At 48.1% G+C, this 26,202-nt stretch carries 26 protein-coding genes and 1 pseudogene; 13 read left to right on the plus strand and 14 right to left on the minus strand.

The features are described 5' to 3' along the window. Nucleotides 1-93 precede the first annotated feature (93 nt). A complete protein-coding gene (locus ACYZZ0_RS04815; protein ID WP_461535455.1) occupies nt 94-561 on the plus strand; it encodes a NifB/NifX family molybdenum-iron cluster-binding protein in 468 nt (155 codons plus the stop codon). Between the two features lie 37 nt (nt 562-598). Here the strand turns inward: ACYZZ0_RS04815 and ACYZZ0_RS04820 are convergent, their stop codons facing one another. After that, nucleotides 599-1,480: a LysR family transcriptional regulator gene (locus ACYZZ0_RS04820; protein ID WP_461535456.1), complete on the minus strand. Its 882-nt coding sequence runs from the start codon at nt 1,478-1,480 to the stop codon at nt 599-601. Between the two features lie 165 nt (nt 1,481-1,645). Here ACYZZ0_RS04820 and ACYZZ0_RS04825 point away from each other — a divergent pair, with 165 nt between their 5' ends. Together ACYZZ0_RS04825 and ACYZZ0_RS04830 are read left to right on the plus strand one after the other, a co-directional pair. Continuing rightward, nucleotides 1,646-2,200 (plus strand): cytochrome b, encoded by a 555-nt coding sequence (locus ACYZZ0_RS04825; RefSeq protein ID WP_461535457.1) that lies wholly within the window; start codon nt 1,646-1,648, stop codon nt 2,198-2,200. 65 nt (nt 2,201-2,265) lie between these two features. Further along, on the plus strand, nt 2,266-2,841 hold the full coding sequence (locus tag ACYZZ0_RS04830) for a YceI family protein (RefSeq protein ID WP_461535458.1): 576 nt from the start codon (nt 2,266-2,268) through the stop codon (nt 2,839-2,841). 94 nt (nt 2,842-2,935) lie between these two features. On the opposite strand, the gene ACYZZ0_RS04835 is transcribed toward ACYZZ0_RS04830, so the two are convergent. Beyond that, nucleotides 2,936-3,928, minus strand: a complete 993-nt coding sequence (locus ACYZZ0_RS04835; RefSeq protein WP_461535459.1) for a cytochrome-c peroxidase — start codon at nt 3,926-3,928, stop codon at nt 2,936-2,938. Nucleotides 3,929-4,167: 239 nt separating this feature from the next. On the opposite strand from ACYZZ0_RS04835, the gene ACYZZ0_RS04840 reads away from it, so the two are divergent. Beyond that, nucleotides 4,168-4,581: a nuclear transport factor 2-like protein gene (locus tag ACYZZ0_RS04840; protein WP_461535460.1), complete on the plus strand. Its 414-nt coding sequence runs from the start codon at nt 4,168-4,170 to the stop codon at nt 4,579-4,581. 51 nt (nt 4,582-4,632) lie between these two features. Here ACYZZ0_RS04840 and ACYZZ0_RS04845 read toward each other — a convergent pair whose 3' ends face one another. The 4 genes from ACYZZ0_RS04845 to murU are packed head-to-tail and all read right to left on the minus strand — an operon-like array spanning nt 4,633 to nt 7,537. Further along, nucleotides 4,633-5,322 (minus strand): phosphoglycolate phosphatase, encoded by a 690-nt coding sequence (locus ACYZZ0_RS04845; protein ID WP_461535461.1) that lies wholly within the window; start codon nt 5,320-5,322, stop codon nt 4,633-4,635. Beyond that, the gene (gene rpe / locus ACYZZ0_RS04850) at nt 5,319-5,987 is read right to left on the minus strand and encodes a ribulose-phosphate 3-epimerase (RefSeq protein WP_461535462.1); all 669 of its coding nucleotides are present in this window, start codon (nt 5,985-5,987) and stop codon (nt 5,319-5,321) included. The genes ACYZZ0_RS04845 and rpe overlap by 4 nt, the downstream gene beginning before the upstream one ends. Before the next feature lie 29 nt (nt 5,988-6,016). After that, nucleotides 6,017-6,853, minus strand: coding sequence for a co-chaperone DjlA (gene djlA / locus ACYZZ0_RS04855; protein WP_461535463.1), 837 nt, complete (start codon nt 6,851-6,853; stop codon nt 6,017-6,019). Continuing rightward, a complete protein-coding gene (murU, locus tag ACYZZ0_RS04860; protein WP_461535464.1) occupies nt 6,854-7,537 on the minus strand; it encodes an N-acetylmuramate alpha-1-phosphate uridylyltransferase MurU in 684 nt (227 codons plus the stop codon). 421 nt (nt 7,538-7,958) lie between these two features. Here murU and ACYZZ0_RS04865 point away from each other — a divergent pair, with 421 nt between their 5' ends. The 8 genes and pseudogenes from ACYZZ0_RS04865 to ACYZZ0_RS04900 all read left to right on the plus strand — a co-directional run. Beyond that, entirely contained in the window at nt 7,959-10,799 is a 2,841-nt protein-coding gene (locus ACYZZ0_RS04865; RefSeq protein WP_461535465.1) for an LPS-assembly protein LptD, read from the plus strand. Nucleotides 10,800-10,803: 4 nt separating this feature from the next. Next, a complete protein-coding gene (locus tag ACYZZ0_RS04870; protein WP_461535466.1) occupies nt 10,804-12,150 on the plus strand; it encodes a peptidylprolyl isomerase in 1,347 nt (448 codons plus the stop codon). Nucleotides 12,151-12,292: 142 nt separating this feature from the next. Continuing rightward, complete coding sequence (gene rsmA / locus ACYZZ0_RS04875) at nt 12,293-13,117, plus strand: 16S rRNA (adenine(1518)-N(6)/adenine(1519)-N(6))-dimethyltransferase RsmA (protein WP_461535467.1); 825 nt, start codon at nt 12,293-12,295, stop codon at nt 13,115-13,117. Nucleotides 13,118-13,307: 190 nt separating this feature from the next. Further along, nucleotides 13,308-13,694: a Co2+/Mg2+ efflux protein ApaG gene (gene apaG / locus ACYZZ0_RS04880; RefSeq protein WP_461535468.1), complete on the plus strand. Its 387-nt coding sequence runs from the start codon at nt 13,308-13,310 to the stop codon at nt 13,692-13,694. A gap of 300 nt (nt 13,695-13,994) precedes the next feature. Next, the gene (locus tag ACYZZ0_RS04885) at nt 13,995-14,795 is read left to right on the plus strand and encodes a symmetrical bis(5'-nucleosyl)-tetraphosphatase (RefSeq protein WP_461535807.1); all 801 of its coding nucleotides are present in this window, start codon (nt 13,995-13,997) and stop codon (nt 14,793-14,795) included. Between the two features lie 115 nt (nt 14,796-14,910). Continuing rightward, nucleotides 14,911-16,128, plus strand: a complete 1,218-nt coding sequence (locus ACYZZ0_RS04890; protein ID WP_461535469.1) for a type II secretion system F family protein — start codon at nt 14,911-14,913, stop codon at nt 16,126-16,128. Between the two features lie 60 nt (nt 16,129-16,188). Beyond that, nucleotides 16,189-17,079, plus strand: a complete 891-nt coding sequence (locus ACYZZ0_RS04895) for a hypothetical protein (protein ID WP_461535470.1) — start codon at nt 16,189-16,191, stop codon at nt 17,077-17,079. Between the two features lie 147 nt (nt 17,080-17,226). Next, a pseudogene (locus tag ACYZZ0_RS04900) lies at nt 17,227-17,488 on the plus strand (type II secretion system F family protein); the annotation flags it as partial. Between the two features lie 68 nt (nt 17,489-17,556). On the opposite strand, the gene ACYZZ0_RS04905 reads toward ACYZZ0_RS04900, so the two are convergent. Then, nucleotides 17,557-18,441, minus strand: coding sequence for a LysR family transcriptional regulator (locus ACYZZ0_RS04905; RefSeq protein WP_461535471.1), 885 nt, complete (start codon nt 18,439-18,441; stop codon nt 17,557-17,559). 384 nt (nt 18,442-18,825) lie between these two features. On the opposite strand from ACYZZ0_RS04905, the gene ACYZZ0_RS04910 reads away from it, so the two are divergent. Next, entirely contained in the window at nt 18,826-19,656 is an 831-nt protein-coding gene (locus ACYZZ0_RS04910) for a sulfite exporter TauE/SafE family protein (protein ID WP_461535472.1), read from the plus strand. 1 nt (nt 19,657) lies between these two features. Here ACYZZ0_RS04910 and ACYZZ0_RS04915 read toward each other — a convergent pair whose 3' ends face one another. From ACYZZ0_RS04915 to ACYZZ0_RS04945, 7 genes are all read right to left on the minus strand, one after another. Continuing rightward, nucleotides 19,658-20,686 (minus strand): methionine synthase, encoded by a 1,029-nt coding sequence (locus ACYZZ0_RS04915; protein WP_461535473.1) that lies wholly within the window; start codon nt 20,684-20,686, stop codon nt 19,658-19,660. A 25-nt stretch (nt 20,687-20,711) separates the two neighbouring features. Continuing rightward, nucleotides 20,712-21,689: a DUF1852 domain-containing protein gene (locus ACYZZ0_RS04920; RefSeq protein ID WP_461535474.1), complete on the minus strand. Its 978-nt coding sequence runs from the start codon at nt 21,687-21,689 to the stop codon at nt 20,712-20,714. 365 nt (nt 21,690-22,054) lie between these two features. After that, nucleotides 22,055-22,579: a phosphatase domain-containing putative toxin gene (locus tag ACYZZ0_RS04925; RefSeq protein WP_461535475.1), complete on the minus strand. Its 525-nt coding sequence runs from the start codon at nt 22,577-22,579 to the stop codon at nt 22,055-22,057. Nucleotides 22,580-22,622: 43 nt separating this feature from the next. Continuing rightward, nucleotides 22,623-23,645 (minus strand): ACR3 family arsenite efflux transporter, encoded by a 1,023-nt coding sequence (arsB, locus tag ACYZZ0_RS04930; RefSeq protein WP_461535476.1) that lies wholly within the window; start codon nt 23,643-23,645, stop codon nt 22,623-22,625. 125 nt (nt 23,646-23,770) lie between these two features. After that, nucleotides 23,771-24,091: an ArsR/SmtB family transcription factor gene (locus ACYZZ0_RS04935; RefSeq protein WP_461535477.1), complete on the minus strand. Its 321-nt coding sequence runs from the start codon at nt 24,089-24,091 to the stop codon at nt 23,771-23,773. 118 nt (nt 24,092-24,209) lie between these two features. Beyond that, entirely contained in the window at nt 24,210-25,592 is a 1,383-nt protein-coding gene (locus ACYZZ0_RS04940; RefSeq protein WP_461535478.1) for a TRAP transporter large permease, read from the minus strand. Further along, nucleotides 25,582-26,139, minus strand: a complete 558-nt coding sequence (locus ACYZZ0_RS04945) for a TRAP transporter small permease subunit (protein WP_461535479.1) — start codon at nt 26,137-26,139, stop codon at nt 25,582-25,584. The genes ACYZZ0_RS04940 and ACYZZ0_RS04945 overlap by 11 nt, the downstream gene beginning before the upstream one ends. Between the last annotated feature and the right edge of the window lie 63 nt (nt 26,140-26,202).

Here is a 26,202-nt window from a genome sequence, read left to right on the forward strand (position 1 = left end):
ACGAACGTGTCGAATGCCGTCACAGATCAGGGAAATATATTCCTGTCAGAGGACAATCAATATGTTGTTTTGACCATATTGACCGTCAGTTCAATGAAGAAAATTATTGTCACATCCCAGAACCGTAGAACGATCACCGGCTATGCCGCCCGGTGTCGTAATTTCAGTGTTTTTATTGTTCAGCCTGAGCGCAAACGCATTATCAGTCGTGAACCTTACGAACTGTTCCGACATGAAACCTATTTTGAAACAGCTGCCGGCCAGCTTCATCCACTTGATGATGCCGATGTATTGATTACCAGCGGGATGGGCAGCGGGTTGCAGCAAGAACTTGCAGGCAGGGGAATAGAAGGGCTGATTACAACCGAACAGGATCCGGTTGCAGCAGTGAAAATGTATCTGCGGAATAATCTGCCGGTTACTGAACCCGCTGATTACTACGACACCGATGAATACATTGAGGACCTGAACAATCTGCCGCCGGAGATCCGCCGCAAGTGCTGTGGCAATACTGATAGTCGTGGCGGATGCTGCGGCCGTGGATTAAAAGGCCTGATTTAACTCACGGTTTTATATGCCCGGCTTGATTCTATTGAAGCTACACCTTCGGCAGACGCTGATCCAGAAACGTATACAGTGCCTGAATTTTAATATTACTTTTCATATCCCGATGGTAACAAAACCACATACCATCCCCTTCCTGCACCGGAAAACAGTCGAGTTTCCATAAATGAGGATACTTGGCTGCCACTTCATCCAGCATGGGGCCAATGCCCATGCCTTCAATCAGGGCGGCCTGCAAATCAACAAAACTGTTGCTTTGATAGGCAAGGCGGTTGTCATCTATCAGGTCGAGCATGCATCTGATAAAAGGAATCTTTTGCTTGGCTCCGGAAGGCATCACCCAGAAATGGTCATTGTACTGGGTTTCATTTTGCGGCATTCCATAGGCTTTCACATAGGAATCCGCTGCATAATAACTGATCCGGTAACTCGTTAATGAGTTCGCAATCAAATCCGGATCATCGGGTTGGTGGCCCATTCTAAGTGATACATGAGCTGACCCCGAGGACAACGGCAGAATATCATCGGTGGCAATAATCTGTAGCTGAACCTCGGGATAAATATCCCGAAACAGCTTGAAGGATGAGGTCAGGCTGGGAATGTAGTCATTGACGGTGGTGATAACCAGTGGCCCGCTAAGGTGTTTTTCAGCACTGTCCAGCAGACTTTCCAGACGGTTAAAACGCTGCACAATATCCGGCATTTCACTAATCAACAGACGCCCGGCATCTGTCAGCTGGTAACCGCGCTGATGCCGCAGGAACAACTTCACATCCAGCCCCTGCTCCAGTGCATTAATATGCCGCAACACCGTCGCATGGTTCATTCCCAAAACCTTGCCGGCTTTACTCAGTGAGCCCGAGACAGCCACTTCATAGGCAATACGCAGATCATCCCAGCGGACTCGACTGCTCATATACTCCACTCTCTCATTCCAATCTCTGGCATGTGTTGTGCATTTCTGCACAACAATTTTTAACTCTTACCGAATACTATCTGACCCAACAATCCGGTACTGTCTTGCTGAAACAGAAATCATTCTCTTTCTACAGCTCTGATTGAGTAGAGATACACGAACCACATGCTGAAGAATTCAACAAAATCCTATGGCTGGGCCACGATCTGCATGCACTGGCTGCAGGCCGTTACCATCCTGTTTATGTTTGGTCTCGGCCTGTACATGGTTGATCTGACCTATTACGACCCATGGTATCGGGGCTCACTGGAACTCCATAAGAGCATTGGCATTATGCTGATGGTACTTTGGGCCGCCATGCTGTTATGGCGCTTTGCCAATACCAACCCCAAACCGGAACCTGGCCCGGCATGGGAGCAGCTGGCTGCCAAAGCCATGCACTGGGTACTTTATCTGACCATCGGCTCATTACTGATCAGTGGTTATCTGATTTCAACCGCTGATGGCCGCAGTATCGCAGTCTTTGACCTGTTTCAGGTACCGGCCTTACCAGCCCTGATTGAAAACCAGGAAACGGTAGTTGGCGAGATTCACGAAATTCTGGCCTGGTCTTTGATCGGTCTGGTCATTCTGCATTTTGCAGCCGCCATGAAGCATCATTTTCTCAACAAGGATAATGTGCTGCGCCGCATGATTCGTCCGCTTGGGCAATCCAGATAATCTGACAAGCCAAATAGCTTGAATAACCCGAATAACTGTCAAATACCTATAACGAGAACATAAGTATGAAAAAACTGTTCAAGGCCGCCGCACTGTCTGCTGCAATGATCGCTGCAACTTCCGCCAACGCTGCAGATTACGTTATTGATACCAAAGGTGCACACGCTTTTGTGCAGTTCAAGATTCAGCACCTCGGCTACAGCTGGCTGCTGGGACGCTTCAATACCTTTGAAGGCGAATTCAGCTATGACGCCAAAAAGCCTGAAGATGCCAAAATCAATGTTGTCATTCAGACTGCCAGTGTTGATTCCAACCATGCCGAGCGTGACAAGCACCTGCGTGGCAAGGACTTCCTGAATGTCAGCAAGTACCCGACTGCAACCTTTACCAGCACCCGCTTTATTCCGGCTGACGACAATAACGGCACACTGGAAGGTGAATTTACTCTGCACGGTGTAACCAAGAAGATTTCCTTCCCTGTGAAGAAGATTGGTGAAGGTAGTGACCCGTGGGGCGGCTACCGTGCCGGTTTTGAAGGTTCAACCACACTGAAAATGGCTGACTACGGCATGACTTACAATCTAGGCCCGGCATCAGCCGATGTTCAGATCGACCTCTACATCGAAGGCATTCGCAAGTAAATCAAACACAATCTGCCCCGGTGTGTGTGACGGGCAGTGAGTGATTATGGCCTGACAGAATACCCATGTTCTGTCAGGCTTTTTTTATTCCCGGTTATTTAACATCAGGGCGCGGTGTATCTGGCTGGGAAGGCGGCAGGATCGGCAGTTTAAAATCAGGCTGATCACCTGTCAGGGTTTTCAGAAAGGCGACAATCTGAGTATTTTCTGTTTTGTTCAGTGTACGTCCCAGCTGTAACTCGGCCATGATATCGACAGCTTCTCCCAGATCCCAGACAGAGCCATCGTGGAAGTAGGGATAGGTCAGTTCAATATTTCTCAGGGTGGGTACCTTGAAGAAGAACTTCTCATACTCATTCCCGGTTACCGCAGCACGGCCGGTTGCCGGATTGTCAGTAATATAGGGCTTTATCAGTCCGAATTTCTGATACGACATACCACCCACAGCCGGACCGGAATGACAGGCTGTGCAGCCAACATCCTTAAATAACTGGTAACCTGACTTTTCCTGTTGGGTCAGGGCCGTTTCATCACCTTTCAGCCATTGGTCAAAACGTGATCCCGGTGTTACCAGTGTTTCTTCAAAGCTGGCAATGGCGTCTGTTACCTGATCAATGGTGATATTTTGATCACCAAAAACATTTTTGAAGCTGGCACGATACTGAGGAATGGTTTCCAGTACATTAACCGCCAGTTCATGGCTGAATGCCATTTCTTTCGGGTTGGCAATAGGGCCACCGGCCTGTTCCTGCAAATCTTTTGCCCGGCCATCCCAGAACTGGGCCAGATTGAAGCTCGAGTTCAATACCGTTGGTGCATTAATCGGCCCGATTGTCCATTGATGACCGATAGAACTGGGTAGATTGTCTGTTCCTCCCATGCTCAGGTTATGGCATGAGTTACACGACAAAAAACCGGATTTCGATAGCCTGGGATCAAAATACAGCTGCTTGCCCAGCTCGACTTTTGCAGCATCAGTGATTTTGGCTGGTTCAATTGGCTCAATGGGTTCTTTAGCCGTAGAGAAAGCAGTTGATGACAACACACAAAGGCCCAGTCCCAAAGAAATAGCGCCGGAAACATGCATAATTTCGCCCCATCTGACGTTTTGAAGAGAAAAACCAAAGTAAATTGAAGCGAAAGCCGGAAGCATGATTTAAATCATGAATTTTAATTAGCTATTTCTATCCCCCTTATTAAGCATCCTTATTAGACAGACTATTTCTTAAATTTGTCTGCATCATATACAACAGTTATTGGTTGGACTTTGCTAATTTGAAGATAATAGAATCGAACATCCAACAATAATAAGAAGCTGTTTTTTTTATGTCTCACCCTGTTATTAAACAATGGCACAAGATCATTGAAACTCGGAATCCAGCACCTCTTAATGATCTTTTGGCTGACAATGTCGTATTTTATTCTCCGGTTGTTCATACTCCTCAGAAAGGCAAGGCTCTGGCCCGGATGTATTTGATGGGTGCAGCTCACGTTCTGCTGGCAGGCCCTTTCACCTACACCAAAGAAGTGGTGGGCGAGAATGTTGCGATTCTCGAGTTTGTCACCAAGATCGATGGCATTCAGATAAACGGTGTAGACATGATCAGCTGGAATGATGAAGGCCTGATAACCGAGTTCAAGGTCATGCTGCGCCCACTGAAAGCGATTAACCTGGTTCACCAGAAAATGGGGGAGATGTTGAAACGGGTTCAACAGGGAAAGGTCGTTGTGCCGGCCTGAATTTTTTTATTAAGCAATCGCTGCCCCGTTACAGGGGCAACGATTAATTACTCAGAGCAGTTTATCGAGACTATCGACAACCAGATCAGGATTATCATTACTGATCGGCTGACCATGGTTATAACCATAAGGCAAACCAATAACTTTGACGCCCGCTGCTCTTGCAGCTTTGATGTCGTTGGTGGAGTCACCAATCATCAAGGATGCATCCTTGTCTGAACCCAGCTTTTCCATCACATGCAGTAACGGAAGAGGATGAGGCTTCATTTCAGCAAGGCTGTCACCGGATATCATCAGCTCAAAATAGTGATCGAGTTTCAACAGCGTCAACAACTGCCGGGTAAACAGGTCAGACTTGTTGGTCACAATGGCCTGTTTAACACCAGCCTGCTTCATGGCTTCCAGAAACTCACGTACGCCTGAGTAGGCGTCACTATATTTGCCACAGCTGCGGGCATAAGCTGTTTTGAAGATGCCAAAACCGGCCTCAAACAGGTCATCGTCAACACGTCCCGGCAGATGTCCGTCCATATCGTCGGCCAGTGCGCGCTTGACCATGACAACAACACCATTGCCAACCCAGTGGGATACTTTCTCGTTCCCTGCAGCAGGACGCCCCAGTGCTGTCAGCATCTGATCTACCGCAGCCGCCAGGTCCGGCACGCTTTCAACCAGCGTGCCATCCAGGTCATACATAATCAGTTCAGGTAAACGGTCCCCGAACCATTCCCTGAGCTTCATACGCCGGCCAGCTCCTTGCGCATTTCGGCTACAACCTGCTGATAGTCGTCAGCGCCAAAAACAGCGGAACCGGCCACAAAGGTATCAGCACCAGCCGCAGCAATTTCAGCAATGTTCTTGACGCCAACGCCACCATCAACCTGTAATCGAATATCTAGACCACTGTCGTCAATCAAGCGACGTACTTGCTGCAGTTTTTTGAGGGTGGAAGGAATAAATTTCTGGCCGCCAAAGCCCGGGTTAACAGACATCAGCAGAATCATATCCAGCCTGTCCATCACATATTCCAGGCAATCCGGAGATGTGGCCGGGTTCAATACCAATCCGGCCTTGCAGCCACCATCACGAATCAGCTGCAGACTGCGGTCGATATGGTCAGATGCTTCAGGGTGGAAGGTAATGGTAGTGGCGCCGGCTTCAATGAAATCACCAATCATGCGATCGACCGGGCTGACCATCAGGTGGACATCAATCGGAGCCGTTACACCATGCTTGCGTAACGCCTTGCAGACCATGGGACCCAGCGTCAGGTTGGGTACATAGTGGTTGTCCATCACATCAAAGTGAACCCAGTCAGCACCAGCTGCCAGAACTGCATCCACCTCTTCTCCCAACCGGGCAAAATTTGCTGACAGAATACTGGGAGCGATGACGTAGTCTTTCATTTATAACGGCCTTCAAGCTCAGTTGCGATTTAACTGCCTTTGCGCGCACTGCGGATAGCGTCGTAGGCAGCCTGAATTTCCTGGGTTTTCTGCTTTGCCATATCCATCATTTCCGGTGGCAGCCCTTTGGCAACCAGTTTATCCGGATGATGCTGGCTCATTAACTTGCGGTAGGCTTTCTTGATCTCGGCATCAGAAGCTTCTGATTCGACGCCGAGAACACCATAAGCCTTGCTCAGGGAGTAACGTTCGGACTGCATTGACTGCTGACGGTAGGAATGACCACCCTGCTGCCATTGCTGCTGACGGGCATAAAATGCCTGCTGGGCCACAAACCGGCGATGAATAATGTCAAAGGCCAGACGACCAATACCCAGACGGTCACAGACATAACCCAGTACGGCACGTTCTGACTGGGATAGCGTATTTCCATCGGCATAGGCAGCCTGCAGCTGTATCTCCAGGAAGATCTGGATCAGACTGCCATCAGCAACCTGCCGGAAAGACTTCAGTACTGCATCAATATCACTGCTGGGCTGTTTGCCCTGGTTAAACAAGTCAATGGCCTGCCGGCGCTGATCCGAAGTTAGTCCCATCCGTCCCATCAGGCCGGTCGCAACATCGATCTCTGACTGGGATACCAAACCATCAGCTTTTGACACCCGTCCCATGACCATAAAAGTGGCCTGAAAAAATGCCGACTGAGCACGCGCCCGTCCCTGGCCAGTTCTTGCCCGGGCTGAACGCAGGATCTGGCGCCGTTGCTGGTTATCCAGCCAGTAACCGATCAGGCCGCCAAATACAGCACCGAAGGGTCCGCCAAATACCAAACCGATCAAAATACCGAGAATGGTTGTTACATGCATTTATGATTCTGCTCTTAAAGTTGCGTCCAGTGTTGCAAGGCGTTCAGGTGTACCCACATCGCACCAGCGGCCGGCGTAATATTCACCGCTGACCTGCTGGTTTTTCATCGCTTCCCTAAGCAGGGGAGCCAGAGGAAATGCCCCCGGGGTGCTGCCGTTTTCAGCCACGCGGTGGAACAGCTCCGGACTGATCACGCTCAGTCCACTGAAGGTGTAGCTGTTTTCCGGTTCTGCTTGTGCCACTACCAGATCATTTTCCAACCCGAAATCACCATTCGGATGCTGGAGAGGATTATCCACTAAAACCAGATGGGCAACACCCTTCGGATTGGAAAGGTTCTGTAAAGGGTAATCAATAAACACATCACCGTTGATAACCAGAAACGGCTCATTCCCCAGTAGTGGCAACGCATTATAGATGCCACCTCCGGTTTCAAGCACCTCTTCCTCGGCAGAATACTGAATATTTATTCCCCACTCACTGCCATATCCCAGAGCTTCCGGCAGCATATGGCCTAACCAAGCCTGATTAATGACGACATCCTGAAAACCTGCAGCGGCAAGTCGTTCCAGATGATAAACAATCAATGGTTTGTCATTTACCGGCAGCAATGGTTTTGGGCAGGACAGAGTCAAAGGTCGCATGCGCTTGCCCAGTCCGGCAGCCAGAATCATTGCTTTCATCAGCGTTTTTCCAGAATCAGTTACATTAGAAGCACGACTAAAACAGTCATGATATATGACAGCCTGAACTAATATCCAACTGCAACATACCCTGCTGCCTTACACTCTGCTGACGTAATTTCTACGTATTTCCTTTTCGGGACTAGCTGAATAGCCGGATCATGCTTTATTATTTCAGTTTTAAAGCTGTCCTCATCACTTAAGCAGTCATCAAGTGAAGGGGCTTTGTTGTTGCCATTACGCACTGACAGCATAACGAAACATAAAATGTTGTAGTGACTGACCGAGCGCAGGATCGACTTGGCAGTCGATGCACAGTCACTGCAGCTGACGCGCAAACAGTTTTTTGCGCAAATATAGTGCGGAAACCTGGAAGCCGAACGGTTAAAGCCAACGAACTGGACGCCGGATTCATCACGCGATGCCCCAGAACAAAATACCCTTTGCTCGCAAGATTCCTCTTGTGGTTACCACAGGATTACTTGCTACGCCACTGTCGCCACTGTTTGCGGCAGAAGTCACCGACGCTGCCAGCTGGCAGTGGAAATGCTCTGCTGAAAACGGCCAGTGGAGCTGTTCCAAGGCGCCTCGCAAGGCCGGACCATTGCCGGCAGCACCGCTGCCGAAAGAGCCTCCTCAGGCCCCGTCACGGAGTCAGCAGGCAACAACCCCCGCAGCCGCTGTGGTAGTTGAAGGTGAAACTCTGGTTGCTCCCCAGCCTGTATCGGCGGCACCTATTGCCGTTGTTTCAGCTCCAAAAGTTCACGAAGCCATCCGTACGCTTGACTGGACTACCAATCTGACACCGGAACAGCAGGCAAAAGATCCATACTGTCGTGGCACCTACGTTGAGCCTGATCGTCCTGGAAAGAACTTCAAGGGCAAACCTGGTGATGCGCCAATTCATGCTGAAGCAGATAACACCACTTATTCAGGTGATGGTCCTGACAAGGGTGTCGCTCAGCTCCACGGTAATGTTGTAGTACGCCAGGGCTACCGCCAGCTGGAAAGTGACAGCACCATTATTGATCGTGATACCCAGATCACAACAATGAACGGCAACGTCGTTATCCGTGAGCCCGGTATGCTAATGACAGGCAGCGCCGGTGAAATCTACATGGACAGCGGTCGTGCCCAGCTGGATGATGCTCAGATTGTGTTGCATGAGTCACATGCACGCTTATCTGCTGACAATATTGAGCGTGGTGAAGATGAAGTTATTGATCTGGAAAAAGCTCAGTTCACGACCTGCCCACCCGGAAATAATGCCTGGACCATTGGCGGTAGTGAAGTCAGTCTTGATCCAACATCGGGTTTTGGTAGTGCCAAGCATGCCGTAGTCCGCGCTGGCGGTTATCCGGTATTTTACTTCCCTTATCTATATTTCCCGATTGATGATCGCCGTCATACCGGTTTCCTGTACCCAACCTTTGGCTCAAGTAGCAAACGTGGTACTTACCTGAAAACCCCGTTCTACTGGAATATTGCACCCAATTACGATGCAACTATTACTCCGCACTATATGAGTAAACGAGGGGCGTTACTTGAACTTGAGGGTCGTTATCTCACAGAGAATATGTCAGGAGAGCTGGGTGGGGCTTACCTGAACAAAGACCAGTTGAAGAAAGAAAACATCAATTACGATGAAGACCGCTGGCTACTCAACTGGCGTCATAAACAAAGCTTTACTGAAAGATGGAAAGCTGAAGTTGATTTCGCCAATGCCAGTGATAAAGAGTACCTGAGTGATTTTGGTACCTCTCTGAAAACCAGTGCACAGGATGTGCTGAACCAGAATGTTTCTACCACCTACATGGGCGGAGAAGGCTGGAACCAGTGGCAGGCCAAGGTAGCGATCGATAAGCACAAGAGTATGAAAAACAATGCTGACGATCCTTATGACAAAGAGCCACAGTTTGAATTCCAGGGCAAGCTGTTCACCGATGCTGGAATCAACATTGATTACTTGCTTGATCACTCCAGTTTCACCCGTGACAAAAACTGGCAGTTCCACGGCTTTGAAACAGATCAGGAAAAAAGTGCATACGACAAGCAAAACGATATCAAACGCAGCAAGTTCGGTTCTGGATCTGGCATAAACAATGCTGTCGGAGATCGCCGCTATTTCGAAACAGCGGTCAGCTACCCAATGGTGGAAACCTGGGGCTATCTGAAACCGAAGCTGAAGATTCGCCATGTCAGCTACAGCCTGGATCGATTGAAGCGTAAAGACTTTACCAACCCTAACGGTCTTAAGTACGACACATCACCTGACACAACAGCACCAACAGCATCAATAGATGCTGGTTTGTTCATGGATCGTCAGGTTTCCCTGTTTGACAACAGCTTCACACATACATTAGAGCCTCGAGCCATGTATGTGTTTACCCCTAAGCGCGATGGTCAGGAACAGAACCCTGTATTTGACAGCTTTGAGCCTGATTTCAGCTATGCAGCACTGTGGCGCGAAGACCGTTTTGCTGGCTATGACCGATTCGGTGACACCAATCATCTGGCATTGGGCATGACAACCCGCCTCATTGAAGATGATGGTTTTGAGCGTGGCCACTTTGGTTTCGGTCAAATTTATTACTTTAGTAACCGGGAAGCATTTATTGATCCTGTACTAGCCAACCAGGGCAAGCAGGATACAAGTTATAGCCCGACAGAAGCACAACAACGCCTTCTGGATCAAAATAAAAACGGATCATCTCCTTTTGCCACTGAATTGGTATGGAACTTCACCCGTACTCTCAGCCTCAGACAAGACTGGGTTTATGACTTTGAAGAAAGTCGCAACAGTGAGTACGCTCTCACCGCTTCCTGGCTGCCAGAGAGAAACAAGGCCATTAATGTTGGCTACCGTTACAGAAACTTGATTGACCGCTATGTGAAGGATAAAGACGGAAACATTGAGTATATAAACGGAAAGCCCAAGACAGCGGATGGCGATCTGGAACAAACCGATATTTCCGTACTCTGGCCACTGGCATACAATTGGTCTTCCGTCGCCCGCTGGCAGTATGATCTGACCAATAGCCGACATATCGAACGGTTGGTTGGTGTGGAATACAACAGCTGCTGTTATCAGGTCCGAGTTGGATGGCGTACCTGGATAGATCCGGCTGAAGATATCGACAATGCGGATCAGGACAAGGGCATTTTCCTTCAGATCGTTCTGCGTGGCCTCGGTTCCGTCATGGATCGCAAGGTTGAAACCTGGTTACAGGATATCAAGGGATACACGAAGCGAGAGAATTGATTGAATGAGTTTTAATCGTTGTAAATCACGGGCCCTGTTTCAGCGGCTGACCGCCGCTGCAGTTTTGTCTGTTTCCGTCTTTGCGCTTCCTGTAATGACTCAGGCTGCGACAACTGCTCCGGCGACAACCGGAAAAGTGGTTCCGCTGGATCGGGTGATTGCCATTGTTGATGACAATGTCATCATGCAGAGTGAGTTCAATCAGCGCCTGGCCGATATCAAGCGCCAGATTGCCAGCCGGAATATCAGTCCGCCTCCGGAATCAACTCTGAAGCAGCAGGTACTGGAACGTCTGATTATTGACGAGCTCCAACTGCAGCGTGCCGGTCGTGCCGGTGTCCGGGTGGATGATCAGGCACTGAACGATGCGGTTCGCCGTATCGCTGGCCGTAACCAGATGAGCATTGAGCAGTTCCGTGCCGCACTGGAAGCTGATGGCGTCAGCTTCGCCCAGGCTCGCGAAGAGATCCGCAAGGAGATGGTCATCAACCGTGTGCGCCAGCGTTACGTTGGCGAACGGATCAATATTTCTGATCAGGAAGTTGATAACTTCATCAGCTCTGAAGAAGGTCGCCAGCAGATGAGCGTGTCTGTACGACTCGGACACATTCTGATTTCTACCCCTGACGGTGCCAAGCCGGAACAGCTGCAGGCTGCCAAACGGGAAGCGGAAGAAATCTATAGCACCCTGAAAGGCGGTGCTGATTTCGCCCAAACCGCTGTTGCCCGCTCCAGCGGTCAATATGCACTTCAGGGTGGTGATCTGGACTGGCGTAAGCTGGATCAGCTGCCAACTCTGTTTTTTGAGCAGGTCAACAAACTGAATGTCGGCGATATTACACCAGCATTCCGCAGCCCGAGTGGTTTCCATATCCTCAAGCTGACAGGCAAGCGCGGTGACGAGCAGCGCATCATGGAGCAGTTCCATGTGCGTCACATCCTGGTTAAACCCAATGAAATCCGCAGCGATCTGGAAGCACGTAATATTGCCGAGAAGATCTACCAGCGTATTGAAGACGGTGAAAGCTTTGCCGAGCTGGCCCGGGTTTACTCTGACGATACCGCTTCTGCACTGAATGGCGGAGACATGGACTGGATCAACCCGAACGATATGGTACCGGCCTTCCGTGATATGGTGTTTGACTCCCAGGCAAAGGTTGTCAGCAAACCATTTGCCACACCGTTCGGCTGGCACATCATGGAAGTTCTGGGTAAGCGTGACACCGATGTCAGCGATGACTATCGTCGTAACCAGGTCCGCCAGATTCTGTTTAACCGCAAGTTTGAAGAAGAACTGCAGGTATGGCTGCGCGAAATCCGCGACCAAGCCTTTGTTGAACTGAAACTGTAACCAACAAGCCCGCAGTTACTTTTACAGGCCCCGCTGGGTATTTCCCACGCGGGGCCTGATTATTTCTTACACTGTCATTTGCCTGCATTGTTTTATTCAGGCTGCCAGTGCCAACCCAGTATTCTGAACGATAAACCACCTCATGACTGACGAACTTTATTCCCACCGAGCCCGCAAGCGTTTTGGCCAGAATTTCCTGCATGACCCGGGTGTGATCCAGCGCATTCTGCGCGCTATCAGCCCGAAACAGGGGCAGAGCATTGTTGAAATCGGTCCGGGCCAGGGAGCCCTTACCGAATCCTTGCTGGAAGGTGCAGGTGCACTGGATGTGGTGGAGCTGGACCGTGATCTAATCCCTATTCTGAAACTGCGGTTTGGCCTGAACCCTGAATTCCGCATACATAATGCTGACGCACTGGCTTTTGATTTCTCCCAGCTAGGCAGTAATGAAGAAGGCGACAAACCGCTGCGGATTGTTGGTAACCTGCCGTACAATATTTCTACACCGCTGCTGTTTCACCTGCTGACCTTTAGCCATCGCATTGAAGACATGCACTTCATGCTGCAGAAAGAAGTAGTACAGCGTATGGCTGCCGGTCCGAATGAAAAGAACTACGGTCGCCTCGGTATCATGATCCAATACTACTGCCGGGTGGATTATCTGTTCGATGTCGGTCCCGGTGCATTCAACCCACCACCCAAAGTCGATTCAGCTATTGTTCGTCTGACCCCTCACAAGGAACTGCCTCATCCGTGCAAGTCAGTCAAAACACTGGAACACGTGCTGCGCACAACATTTAACCAGCGTCGCAAAACCTTGCGTAACACACTGAAAAAAGAAATTTCAGCAGAAGAGTTTATCGAGCTGGGGATTGAGCCTACACTGCGCCCGGAAAGCCTTGCTCTGGACAGCTTCGTCAAAATTGCCGACTATATTTTCGACAAAAAGTCGTCATCAAACGACTAGGAGACTGCCGGATTTAAGCGTACGTAGCGAGGATTGCGAGAAATTGAGGATAAAAGTTTCTGGTTTTGAGGAGAATAGCGAGCTATTTGACGAGGAAGCAGGGACTTTTAGACCAATTTATCGTTACCGCAGTAGGACAGCCTTAAGTCCGGCAGGCTCCTAATAAAATACTTTCGGATTAAACAAGACGATGCAACTGGCTGAAAACCGATATCATATTGATGTCGAAGTTACGACAGAATATGTGGCTCAGCAATCTGACCCTGCTGAAAATCGCTATCTGTTCGCTTATTACATCAACATCATCAACCGCGGCTCCTGTGCAGCACAGTTATTGTCCCGCCACTGGCGAATTACCGATGGCAATCAGCAATTACAGGAAGTTCAGGGTGACGGTGTTATCGGTCAACAGCCTGTTATTCCGGCAGGCAGCCGGTATAGCTATAACAGTTTCTGCGTGCTGAAAACGCCAGTTGGCAGCATGCAGGGCTGTTATCTGATGCTGGCTGATGATGGCCATCGGTTTGATGCAAAGATTCCGATTTTCACCCTGGCCATTCCCAATGCCCTGAACTAAGAGCCTGTTCATGATCTTTCGTGGATAGCGAAAATGTTGAGAAAAACCTCAGGTGCTTCGATTTTTAGAGGCGCATAGTAGTGCTATGTAACTAGGAAAAGCGGAGCACCTGAGGTTTTTATCGGCATTTGTAGCCCACGATAAGACTGTGAACAGGCTCCAAGACCCTGAGCTAAAGCTCTGCCCGGAATCTCCGAAACAGAGCTTCAGGATGTCACGAAATACCACCGCTGCAGAAACAGCGGACAGATAGCTAATAGCACGCTAACAGGGAGTTTTGTTATCAAAGTCTCCAGAACAATTGCAGTAGGTGATATTCAGGGGTGCTTCAGTACTCTGGAAAAGCTGCTGCGCGAAGTTAATTTTAATTCCGGTCAAGATCAGCTGTGGGTGTGTGGTGACCTGGTCAACCGCGGCCCGGAAAACCTTGAAACCCTGAGATTTCTGAAATCACTGGGCAAGCGCTGTGTTTCTGTACTGGGCAACCATGACTTGCACCTGCTGGCTATTGCCATGGGCGGTCATAACCTGAAACGCCATGACACCATCGATGACATTCTTGATGCCCCTGATCGGGAAACCCTGCTGAAATGGCTGCGCAAACGCCCGTTGCTGCACTATTGCCCAAAGCTGGATACCGCCATGGTACATGCCGGTATTCCACCGATCTGGGACCTGAGCAAAGCCTTGCGCCGCAGCGCCGAGGTTGAAGCGATGCTGCAAAGCGATGAGCATCTCTCATTCTTTGCTGATCACATGTACGGCAACCTGCCTGCAGTCTGGTCCAAAGATCTACGCGGCTGGCCTCGGCTGAGGATGATTACCAACTACTTCACCCGGATGCGCTTCTGCAATGCTGAAGGCAGGCTCGACCTGGGCACCAAGTCCGGCCCGGGCACTCAGCCGGAAGGTTATGCGCCCTGGTTTGAGTTTCCCAACCAGCTGGGTAAAACCGAGGTAGTCTTCGGTCACTGGGCAGCCCTGATGGGTGAAACCCGTCACAAACGTATTCATGCACTGGACACTGGGTGTGTCTGGGGTAGCGCCTTGACCTGTATGGATATTGAGAGTGGCGAGCGCTTCTCGGTCGATCCTGACTGAGAAGCTTCTGCTGATCTTTTATTCAAGCCCTGCCGCCCACTGCTGACTTCTGCTCATATATCTCGCTATGAAGCCGACACTATACAGATAGATAGGATTAATCTGTCGGACGGCTATGGCGGAAAAAGCAGGCAAGCTGGTTACCTTTCAGTGGCAGGGCAAGGATCGCAACGGCCGGGATCTCAAGGGCGAGCTCCCCGGTCGCAGTATTGCACTGGTCAAAGCCGAGCTGCGAAAGCAGGGCATTAACCCGACCAAGGTACGCAAGAAAGGCCTGTCACTGAGTTTTGGTGGCAATACCATCAAACCGATGGATATTGCCATTTTCACCCGCCAACTGGCGACCATGGTCAAAGCCGGTGTGCCCCTGCTGCAAGCCTTTGATATCACCGCTGAAGGTATTGAGAAAGCCGCACTCAAGGATCTGGTCAATCAGGTTAAAAATGATGTAGCCGGTGGTACCAGCCTTGCTGACTCTCTTCGTAAACACCCGCAGTATTTCGACGATCTTTACTGCAATCTGGTTGAGTCCGGCGAACAGTCCGGTGCTCTGGAAACTCTGCTGGACCGGATTGCAACCTACAAGGAAAAAACCGAGGCGCTTAAAGCCAAGATCAAAAAAGCCATGAAATACCCGATTGCCGTTATTCTGGTGGCTATCGTGGTATCAGGTATCCTGCTGATCAAGGTTGTACCTCAGTTTGAAGAAGTTTTTGCCGGCTTTGGTGCCGAGCTGCCTGCCTTTACCCAGCTGGTTATCGGTATATCCGAAGTCATGCAGGAGTGGTGGTTTATTGTACTGGGTTCGATTATCGGAATCGTGTTATTTACCAGAGCTACGCTGGCCCGCTCAAAAGCCGCCAGAGATTCACGAGACAGAATGCTGCTGAAAATTCCAGTTATTGGTGAAATCATCGACAAGGCAGCAACCGCCCGCTTTTCCAGAACACTGGCAACCACCTTTGCAGCTGGCGTGCCTTTGGTCGATGCTCTGGACTCCGTGGCCGGTGCCGCAGGAAATGTGGTTTATGCCAATGCCACCAACCAGATTAAAGAAGACGTGTCCTCAGGCCAGCAGCTCCAGTTTGCCATGCGGACCTCCGGTATTTTCCCGCCAATGGCAACCCAGATGGTCGCTATCGGTGAAGAGTCCGGCTCCCTCGATGAAATGCTAGCCAAGGTAGCTACCCATTACGAAGAAGAAGTCGACAATATGGTCGATGGTCTGACCAGTCTGATGGAGCCATTGATCATGGCTGTACTAGGTATTGTTGTGGGAGGCCTGATCATTGCTATGTATCTCCCAATATTCCAGCTCGGCAGTGTCGTCTGAGAAAGGAGTAAAAAAGAAAAATCAGAAGTTTTTCTCATCAAAAACATGTGCCGGTTGAGAATGATTAAATTATTTAAGGTATTACTTAAAGTAGTTTGTCTGGCTTCCCTGTTGTTGAGCAGTTTATCATTTGCTTCAAAAAGACTTGCGGTATATCAGGGCGATTACACCAAACTGGGTAACGTATCTGCTGTAGCAAGAGCATTCGCTGTTGCAGATGTCATTGTGCTTACTCATGTTTCATCTATCAATTTTGGCAATGGCTGCTTTGATGCTTTATATCCTCATATGAATCAACTAATCGCCAAAATACGACAATTAAATCCAAATGCGATGATTTTTGGCTATGTATCATCTACTGCCGATGCACCTGAGGATACATTTTGTGGACAGAAGCCAGCCAGCTCTAACTGGGAATGTCCAGAAGGTATTTGTCAAAACACAATCAAATGGATTAATAATTGGGCGCAATTAACTCATAAACCGGATGGAATATTCTTTGATCTTGTAGCGAGAGATCATATTTCAGCAACGGTTAGAGATAGTATCTTTTCGTATGCGCTTATCAACAACTTTGCTTTGTTACCTAATACATCCATAAAGCTTGATAGTGTACAGTTTGCATATGAAAGCCCCTACTTAACAAATCAATACGTTTTTATTGAAGGCTTTTGTTACTGGGCGGGCAATATAGCAATTTCCGAGTGCGAGCAAATAACTGAATTTATTGCTGCCAACAGAGATCGAAATATAGCCAAAGTGGTACTAGTGACAGAGGACTATATGCAATATCCGGAAGGAATTAACTGCAACTGGCCAAATGCTGTTTTGGCCAGTCGCTTTTATTGGCAAACCGTTTCAGACAGAGATGCCTACCACTACGACACTCATGACTTGGGAACTCTGAGTGGAAGATACCACTCTTGTCCACCGGTATGGCCCTTACCTTAGTGACATGCAAACCTGAATCCTGACCATTAATACACGATTAACGGCATTCAAAGATCTGTGACAAAATCGAATATTCAAGCAGCTGCGGTAATATAATTCTGGTGTAGTTGTAGTGTCAGCGTTTTAGGTCACTGTTTCTAACAAATACAGCAGCTCCAGTTTACCATGGGTACTTTCGGCATTTTTCCGCCAATGGCAACCCAGATAGTCACCATTGGCGAAGAGTCCGGCTCCCTCGATGAAATGCTGGCCAAGGTGGCCACCCACTATGAAGAGGAAGTCGACAATATGGTAGACGGTCTGACCAGCCTGATGGAGCCCTTGATCATGGCTGTTCTTGGAGTTGTAGTGGGTGGTTTGATAATTGCGATTGTATCTTCCGATATTCCAGCTGGGCTCAGTCGTCTAGCTTAAACCAAGACGAATCATAATGAAGAAAAGCTGTTACATGAGTATTAGAGTTCTAGAAACTCTTTACTACTTTGTGCTTTTAGCTTGTGCAATAAAACCGTTCAGGTAGCCAATCTGCTGTTCTTCTCTGCGAATACCGACAAAAATCTGCTTACCAATACCTTGCTCACCAAAACGGATACTCTTGATTGCCATTGATTTTGAGTACTCATCGACTAACCAGCCAGGTAAGGCACAAACACCTCGGCCAGTCGCCACCATCTGCAACATGATCTCAGTTGTTTCAATCGTTTTGTGTTTCTTTACCGAGCACTGTGCCGGATTAAGAAACTGGCTGAAAATATCCAGCCGCTGAGGCTCAACAGGATAGCTGAATAGCACCTCTTCACTCAGCTGCTCGGGTCGAACAAAGTCATGATTTGCGAGTGGGTGGGACTCTGCAACTACGAGCCTGTGCTCATAGTCAAAGACAGGTATGTAGACTATTGAAGGTTTAAACAGCGGGTCAGGGGTGATTATTACATCTATTTCATAATTCAGTAATGCACCTAAAGCTCCAAACTGAAACTCCTGCTTTACATCTATGTCGATGTCTGGCCATTGCTCAAGATAAGGTTGTATTACTCTGAGCAACCATTGGTAACAAGGATGGCACTCCATTCCTATTCGGAGTGAGCCCACTTCACCTTTCGCAATCTGACTGAGTATTAATTCCGTATGTCCAAACTGAGGCAAGACCCTACTCGCAAGCGTTTGGATATGCTCACCGGCAGCAGTCAGGCGCAGGGTTCGGCCATCTTTTTCCCATATTGCAGTAGCAATTTGTCCTTCCAGTTTTTTAATACTGTGACTCAGCGCAGACTGGGATAAATGCAACGAGTCAGCTGCTTTAGTTAGCGTTCCATATTCTTTTATTGCATGCAGTATTTCTAAATGAATCCGCTCTAACATCAAACAGCTCCAGTCTTTATTTTATATATGAGCATTATTCATCGAGTGGTGAAAATATATCATTGTTATTCATGGAACAAGTATTATTACAATTCTTGCTGATATCCAATGCCTTGAAAAACATAAAAATTAAACACCTGAGAGATATCAATAGCATCCATATACCATCATTTTTTACTTCGGAAGTAGCTCAGGCTTAAAGATAGCGCTGCAAAAACTCTCATAAGGCTATTCGTAAAAAGCCCTGAACACTCCTGAACATTACAGCTATGCAACGTTTATCGTGCACTACAGCCACCTAAAAAAACCTGGCTCCACTAGACAAAATCTCTCATATAAATGACTGACAGTTTTTTTGCAGGCTTAAAATAGAAGTGATAGTTAATGATAAACATCGAATTTATAATAAATAATATCCCGACCTTTATAGCATTGGCCGCCACAGGCGTACTTGCCGGCATTTTAGCAGGACTGTTAGGCGTAGGCGGTGGTATCGTAATCGTGCCAGTGCTGTTCTTCCTGTTTCAGGGTTTTGGCGTTTCTTCTGAGTCTGCAATGTTGATTGCGACCGCAACGTCACTGGCGACCATCATACCGACATCTGTCAGTTCAATTCGCTCTCACAACCAAAAAGGAAATGTAGACTTTAACCTGCTGAGACGCTGGGCCGCGTTTATTCTCGTTGGTGTTTTGACAGGTAGTTGGTTAGTGACTCGTGTTGATGGCACCCTGCTCACGGTACTGTTTGGTGTGATTGCAACATTGTCTGCACTTAACATGCTGCTAAGAACCGGGAAGTCAGCATTATTTCAAAAGCTACCGGGTACAATCGGGCAAACGGTGATGGGCACTTCCATAGGCTTTTTCAGTTCCATGGTCGGCATCGGTGGCGGTACCATTTCTGTGCCACTACTCACCCTGTATAACTATCCTGCCCATAAAGCAGTGGGTACGGCTGCAGCGATAGGGTTAATTATCTCGCTCCCGGGCGCACTCACAATGTTAACACTGGGGGAGACTCCAGCTGGCGCACCTGTTGGAACATTGGGTCTGGTTAACCTTATTGGTTTTGTGTGCATTGTGCCCCTGACGGTACTATTCGCACCGGTAGGGGCATCACTGGCAGCTAAACTGGATGCGGCAAAACTGAAGAAAGTCTTTGCCGTGGTATTACTTTTGACTGGCCTGCGCATGTTAGTGCAGGTTTTCCTGTAACCTATGCCGACAGCTCGCTTCGAACAATCTCTGCGCCCGCACTCAAGGCATTAAGCTTACCCCTTGCTACCCGACGGGATAAAGGCGCCATGCCACAGTTGGTACAAGGGTAAAGCTTGTCTGCATCGACATACTTAAGGGCCTTTCGAAGGGTGTTGGCAACCTCCTCCGGGGTCTCAATTTTGTCGGTTGCGACATCTATAGCCCCAACCATCACTTTCTTGCCCCGAATGAGTTCAAGTAGCTCAATAGGCACGTGAGAGTTGTGACATTCAAGAGAGACAATATCGATATTAGATTTTTGCAGTTTTGGAAAAACCTCTTCGTATTGTCTCCATTCAGAACCTAAAGTTTTTTTCCAGTCAGTATTGGCTTTGATTCCATAGCCGTAGCAAATATGCACGGCTGTTTCACATTTCAGCCCTTCGATGGCTTTTTCCAGGGTAGCAATTCCCCAATCATTGACGTCATCAAAGAAAACATTAAATGCAGGTTCATCAAACTGGATAATATCCACACCTGCAGCTTCCAGCTCTCTGGCTTCCTGGTTGAGTATTTTCGCAAACTCCCAGGCCAGTTTTTCACGGCTTTTGTAGTGATCATCATAAAGTGTATCAATCATCGTCATGGGCCCGGGCAGAGCCCACTTGATGGGCTGATCAGTTTGCTGACGCAAAAACTCTGCATCCTTAACAAATACGGGCTTTGGTCTGGAAACAGCACCAACAACTGTGGGCACACTGGCATCGTAACGATCACGAATTTTCACAGTCTTACGATTCTCAAAATCAACGCCATCCAGATGCTCTATAAATGTCGTGACGAAATGTTGGCGCGTTTGTTCACCATCACTGACAATATCCACACCGGCTCGCTTTTGCTCCTGAAGCGAAACACGAAGTGCGTCGTGCTTACCATCAAAAAGCTCATCACCTTGCAACTTCCAGGGTGACCACAGAGTTTCTGGTTGTGCAAGCCAGGAAGGCTTGGGAAGACTACCAGCAGTTGAAGTAGGTAATAACTTTTTCATACTGAAATTCTTATTTTTTGATGCATTATCGGGTGTAATTTGCAGACCACTGCTCAAGCACAGTTTTATAGGGTTTGATGAAGTGCTCTTCAGCAAACTTACCCTGTTCGATTGCTAATCTGCTGCGTTCTTCGCGGTCATAAACAATTTGAGTTAAAGAGTGATCTTGATTCTTCAAACTTGGTTGATAGCTTTTTCCTGCCGCAGCATTGGCATTGTAAATTTCAGGTCGGTAGATCTTCTGGAATGTTTCCATTGTGCTAATTGTACCAATCAGCTCAAGATTGGTGTAATCACTCAGCAGATCACCAAAGAAATAAAAAGCTAATGGCGCAACACTATTGAGCGGCATAAAATATCTAACTTGCATGCCCATTTTCTTGAAGTATTGCTCAGTTAAAGACGGTTCATTGGGTTGATACTCAGTACCTAAAACCGGGTGCTGATTTTCAGTACGATCATAGATTTTGTTATCAGAAACACTTAGACATATCACTGGAGGCTTGCTGAAATTATTTTTATACGTTTCTGAATTTACGAAATACTTAAAAAGATTCCCATGCAACTCACCAAACCGATTCGGAATACTGAACCGGGGTTGGTTCTTATTGTGATCAAGTAGCAATACACTAAAATCATAATCACGCACATAAGAAGAGAAGTTGTTTCCTACAATGCCTTCAATGCGTTTTTTATATTTATGGTCAATAATATTTGTTTTTAATACTTCAATTGAAGGGAAGGTCTGACCATCACGTTCAACCTCCATGTCGACAGAAATAATTTCAAGCTCAACAGAATATCGATCACCCTTTGGATTATCCCAATTCGCCAAAGCATTAAAGCTGTTATCAATCATTTTTAAGGCATTGCGTAGATTTTCCTCACGGTTTTCTCCTCTTGCTAGATTGGCAAAATTAGTTGTGATGCGCGTATTATCTGATGGACGATAGTTCTCATCAAAACAAATACTTTTGACTTCAAAGGTGAGTTCGCTATTCATGATAATTCGTTATCCTATTATCTGAGATAAAACCTGAATCTTATTATTACTCGTTCAAGGCTTTTAATTTTTCTTGTATTCCCAGCCAATAGTCTTCACAGCTGCTTTGATTCTTAGCTAAATAACGAATCAAAGAGCAAACACAATATTGCCTAGAGCTAAGAGCCGTATGTAATTTATACTTCGAACAAACAATGAGTAAAATTGATTTTATCTCATTAAATTATGAATTAATTTCATAGCTTTCATTGCGTATTCGATAGGCGGGGCGAAGTCGATATCTGGATATTTTTTCTTTCAGAAATACTGTGCCCTCTCTCTGTCTACTCCATGAGATGAAGGCACATCTAAAGAACCAGAGTGATTCAAAAATCAGCAGCAAGGCCCAGACTCTGGGCAACAGCTGCAATATACTCCCTGTGAGGCTGAGGTGTCAGGGCCTTGGGTCTCTGATTTTTCACCAGTGCAGACGCCTCTCCCAGTTCAACTCCCCGTTCCAACAAAATTTGAATGGCGATAAGACCGGTTCTTCCGGAACCTCCCTTGCAGTGGATAGCAATACTCTCTCCTTCATCAAGTAGTTGATGGACATCGGGAGCAGCAATTTCCCAGGCCCGCTGAAACTCTTCTTCCGGTGCCTGATCATCACGAATAGGCAATTGAAACCACTTCATTCCATGTACTTTGGTTGCTGAACCGAGCCGTTCCACTTCATTTTTTTGAAGCTCCTGATTTCCCATCAGAGTCAGTACTGCAGAAATTCCTGCCGATTTCAGCGTAGACAGTGCATCGTCGAATGATTCTTCCTGTGTTCCGGGGCAAGGCGTCATACCAATCCGTGCAGATGATCCGGCAACAGAAATAAACCAGACAGGGTGAGTAGCAGTCATAACATTACTTCTCTTAACTGATATCAGAATCAAAATAGTCCTGTCATCGGGTGACAGTTGTTGGAAACATATGGCGCGTTTTATTGGCATATGCCACAAGTGCCAGCATAACCGGAACTTCAACCAGTACACCGACCACTGTTGCCAGTGCAGCACCGGAATGAAGACCAAACAAACTGATCGCAACGGCAACCGCCAGCTCAAAAAAGTTGGACGCTCCAATCATCGCACCGGGTGCCACCAATTCATGTGGCTGATTCCATTTGCGCATCCAGTAGTAAGCAAGCGCAAAAATCAGGACCGTTTGAATAATCAGAGGCACTGCAATCAAGGCAATATCGACAGGGTTAGATAAAATGCTCGGTGCCTGAAATCCAAACAGCAAAATGACGGTACCGATCAAACCACATACAGATAATGGCTTTAGTCTGGTTCCCAACTGCTGCAAGGCTTTTTCGGTTCGAAGTAATTTGCGAGTCAGCCACCCGGCCAGCAGTGGAATAACTACAAACAATCCTACTGACAGCAGCAGTGTATTCCAGGGAACAGTGACATCTGTCACGCCAAGCAAAAATGCTGCAATCGGAGCAAAGGCTACAATCATAATCAGATCATTCACCGCCACCTGAACCAGCGTGTAGTTGGGATCACCTTTAGTCAGCTGACTCCAGACAAAGACCATGGCAGTACAGGGAGCGACACCCAGCAAAATCATTCCGGCGATGTACTCTTCTCCCAGTTCAGGAGAGATCCAGCTGCTGTAAACATATCGCATAAAAAACACTGCCAGTAACGCCATGGTAAAAGGCTTGATCAACCAGTTCACAGCAAGGGTTACAACCAGCCCCTTTGGACGGCGATGGACATCTTTTACTGCCGCAAAGTCCACCTGCATCATCATGGGATAAATCATTAGCCAGATAAGCACACCAATCACAAAGTTGATGCTGGCGTATTCCAGTCCGCCAAGAAAAGCAAACAACGATGGAAAGCTGCTACCTCCAATCAGGCCAACCAACATCCCCAAAGAAATCCAGACACTGAGATACCGCTCAAAAATGCCCATTTTTATTCCCACCTGCAGAGTTCAGATAGATAAAATTATTTATCGAAAATCGTCGAATAACGATAATAAAATTTCAAAAAAAATGGTGATATTTAGTCCCTGTCAGGATCAATATCACCACCTTCTCAGAGTGCGACCAGCAACCCCTTTAATCGCTCAAGTGCTTCCGGCTTCAGACTGAAGCAGGTTCGCGGATGCTGAACTTCGGCATGCACAAAACCGGCAGCTTTCAGAATTCGAAGATGCTCGGAAACCGTTGACTGGGCCAACCCCAGCTGCCCGACCAGGTCACTGCCCAGACATCCGTTATTTGATGCCAGAATACGCAGCAGACGAATTCTGGCCGGATGTGCTAGTGCTTTGGCCAGCGATGCCATTTCCTGTTCTGTGGCTTCATCAAAGGAAATAGCCTTGATTTCATCACAGGTAATACATTTTCCGGGCATGGTCTTCTCTTGATCGCCATTCGACGATCACAAAATATGCTCAAACTGCAACGCAAACAATAAGTAGAGTCCACCATCTACTTCTGATGTAAATGGTGAACTTTAGGTCTAAGTGCATCTAATAAGCGACTGAAGGCAACCAGGTCACTAACTCAGGCCAGCATGCGACAACGGCCAATGCCAGCAGTTGCAGGATAATAAACGGCACAACGCCCCGGTAAATCTGCGACAAAGTTACACCCGGCGGGCAGACACCCTTGAGATAGAACAATGCAAAGCCAACAGGCGGCGTAAGGAATGACGTCTGTAATGTCAGTGCCACCAGCATGACAAACCATAGCAATTCAGGATTATCTACAGAGCCAAAGCCGTTAATACCCAGATCCATCGCTGCCACGACCGGTGCCACCAGCGGCAGAATAATCAGGGTGATTTCAATCCAGTCGAGGAAGAAGCCGAGGAAGAAAACCATCAGCAGAATCAGGGCAATCACACCATAAGGACCGAAAGGTAATCCTGCCAGTGTGGATTCAATCAGCTCATCACCACCCAGCTCTCTCAGAACCAGCGCAAATGCACTGGCACCAATGAAAATGGCGAAGATATAAGCAGTCGTATTGAATGTCTGCTGCAGTGATTCCTGCAGTATTTTGAGATTGAAGTTACCGTTCTTTGCTGTCAGCAGCATCGCACCCAGCGCACCAATACCACTGGCTTCGGTAGGCGTGGCAATACCGGCAAAGATTGAACCGAGTACCATGGCGATCAGCAGCATGGGAGGAATAATATCCCGGAACAGTCCTGCTATTTCTTTCCAGCCAGCAGAGCCCGCATTTTCAGGTACCGGCATATGTTCCGGCTTTACCAAACCCTTGCCAACAATAAACAGGACATAAAACGATGCCAGCAACAGCCCCGGCAGCACTGCTGCCATAAACAGATCGCCTACTGACAGCGCCAGCTGATCCGCCATAATCACCAGCATAATACTGGGTGGAATCAGAATACCCAGCGTTCCCGCACTGGCAACGGTGCCTAATGCCGTTGGCATATGATAATTCTGCTGTTTCATGGCCGGCAATGAGATCAGCGCCAGCAAAACGACAGAAGCACCAATAATGCCGGTGGATGCTGCCAGAATAATGCCAATCAGTGTCACCGTAATGGCCAGGCCACCATGAACCCTGCCCAGCAGAGCCTGCATTGATGACATCAGCTTCTCGGCCAGTCCGGACCGGTCCAGCATAATTCCCATAAAGATAAACATGGGTAGCGCCACCAGAATCCAGTTATCCATCATATCGAACAGCCGGTTGACCAGCAGCCCGAGGGTCAGGAAATCAAGCCCGGTCATGGTGTCAAAATAGATATCGGAGTAATAACCCACTCCGGCAAAGGCGATAGCTACGCCCCCCAGCACCCAGGCGACGGGATAACCGGTCATCAGCAGCAGAATAAAACTGCCGAACATGGCAAGTACAAGGATTGTATTAGCGTCCATTGCGACCACCTCCGGCTTTACCGCTAGCAAACAACAAATCCAGCTTTCTTAACAAGGTGGAGAACATGGCAATCATCAGCAGGCCGGTACTGGCAGGAATCACTGCTTTAATCAACCAGCGCATGGGAAGCCCGGAAGGCGAGGAAGAGGCCTCACCAATACGCCAGGCGTCGTAAACAAAGGGCAGGCTGTGCCAGAACAGAGTAATCAGGAAAGGAAATGCCAGTAACAGCAGGCCGGAGATTTCAATCACCGCCTTGGTTCTCTCACTGAAACGCTGATACAGAATATCAACCCGTATATGGCGATCCTGGATTTGCGCATACGACAGGCCAAACAAAATACCAATGGCATACAGATGCCACTGCAGCTCTTCCAGCGCAATCAGGCCTTGGGCAAACCCCTTACGTAACACCAGCTGGATAATAATTGCGGCAACCAGTAACAGGTAACACCAGCAAACCGTTTTACTGATAGCATCGACACTCCGGTCAATGCCATGGGACAGCCTCAGCAACATGCTGCCCGGTGGGGGTACATCATTCATGCTACTAACCTCTGGGCACTCAACAGCCCCCGCCGGATAATCCGGCAGGGGCGCTAGCTATAA

The organism is Spongorhabdus nitratireducens (assembly GCA_947387575.1).
Lineage (GTDB): Bacteria > Pseudomonadota > Gammaproteobacteria > Pseudomonadales > Endozoicomonadaceae > CANDOC01.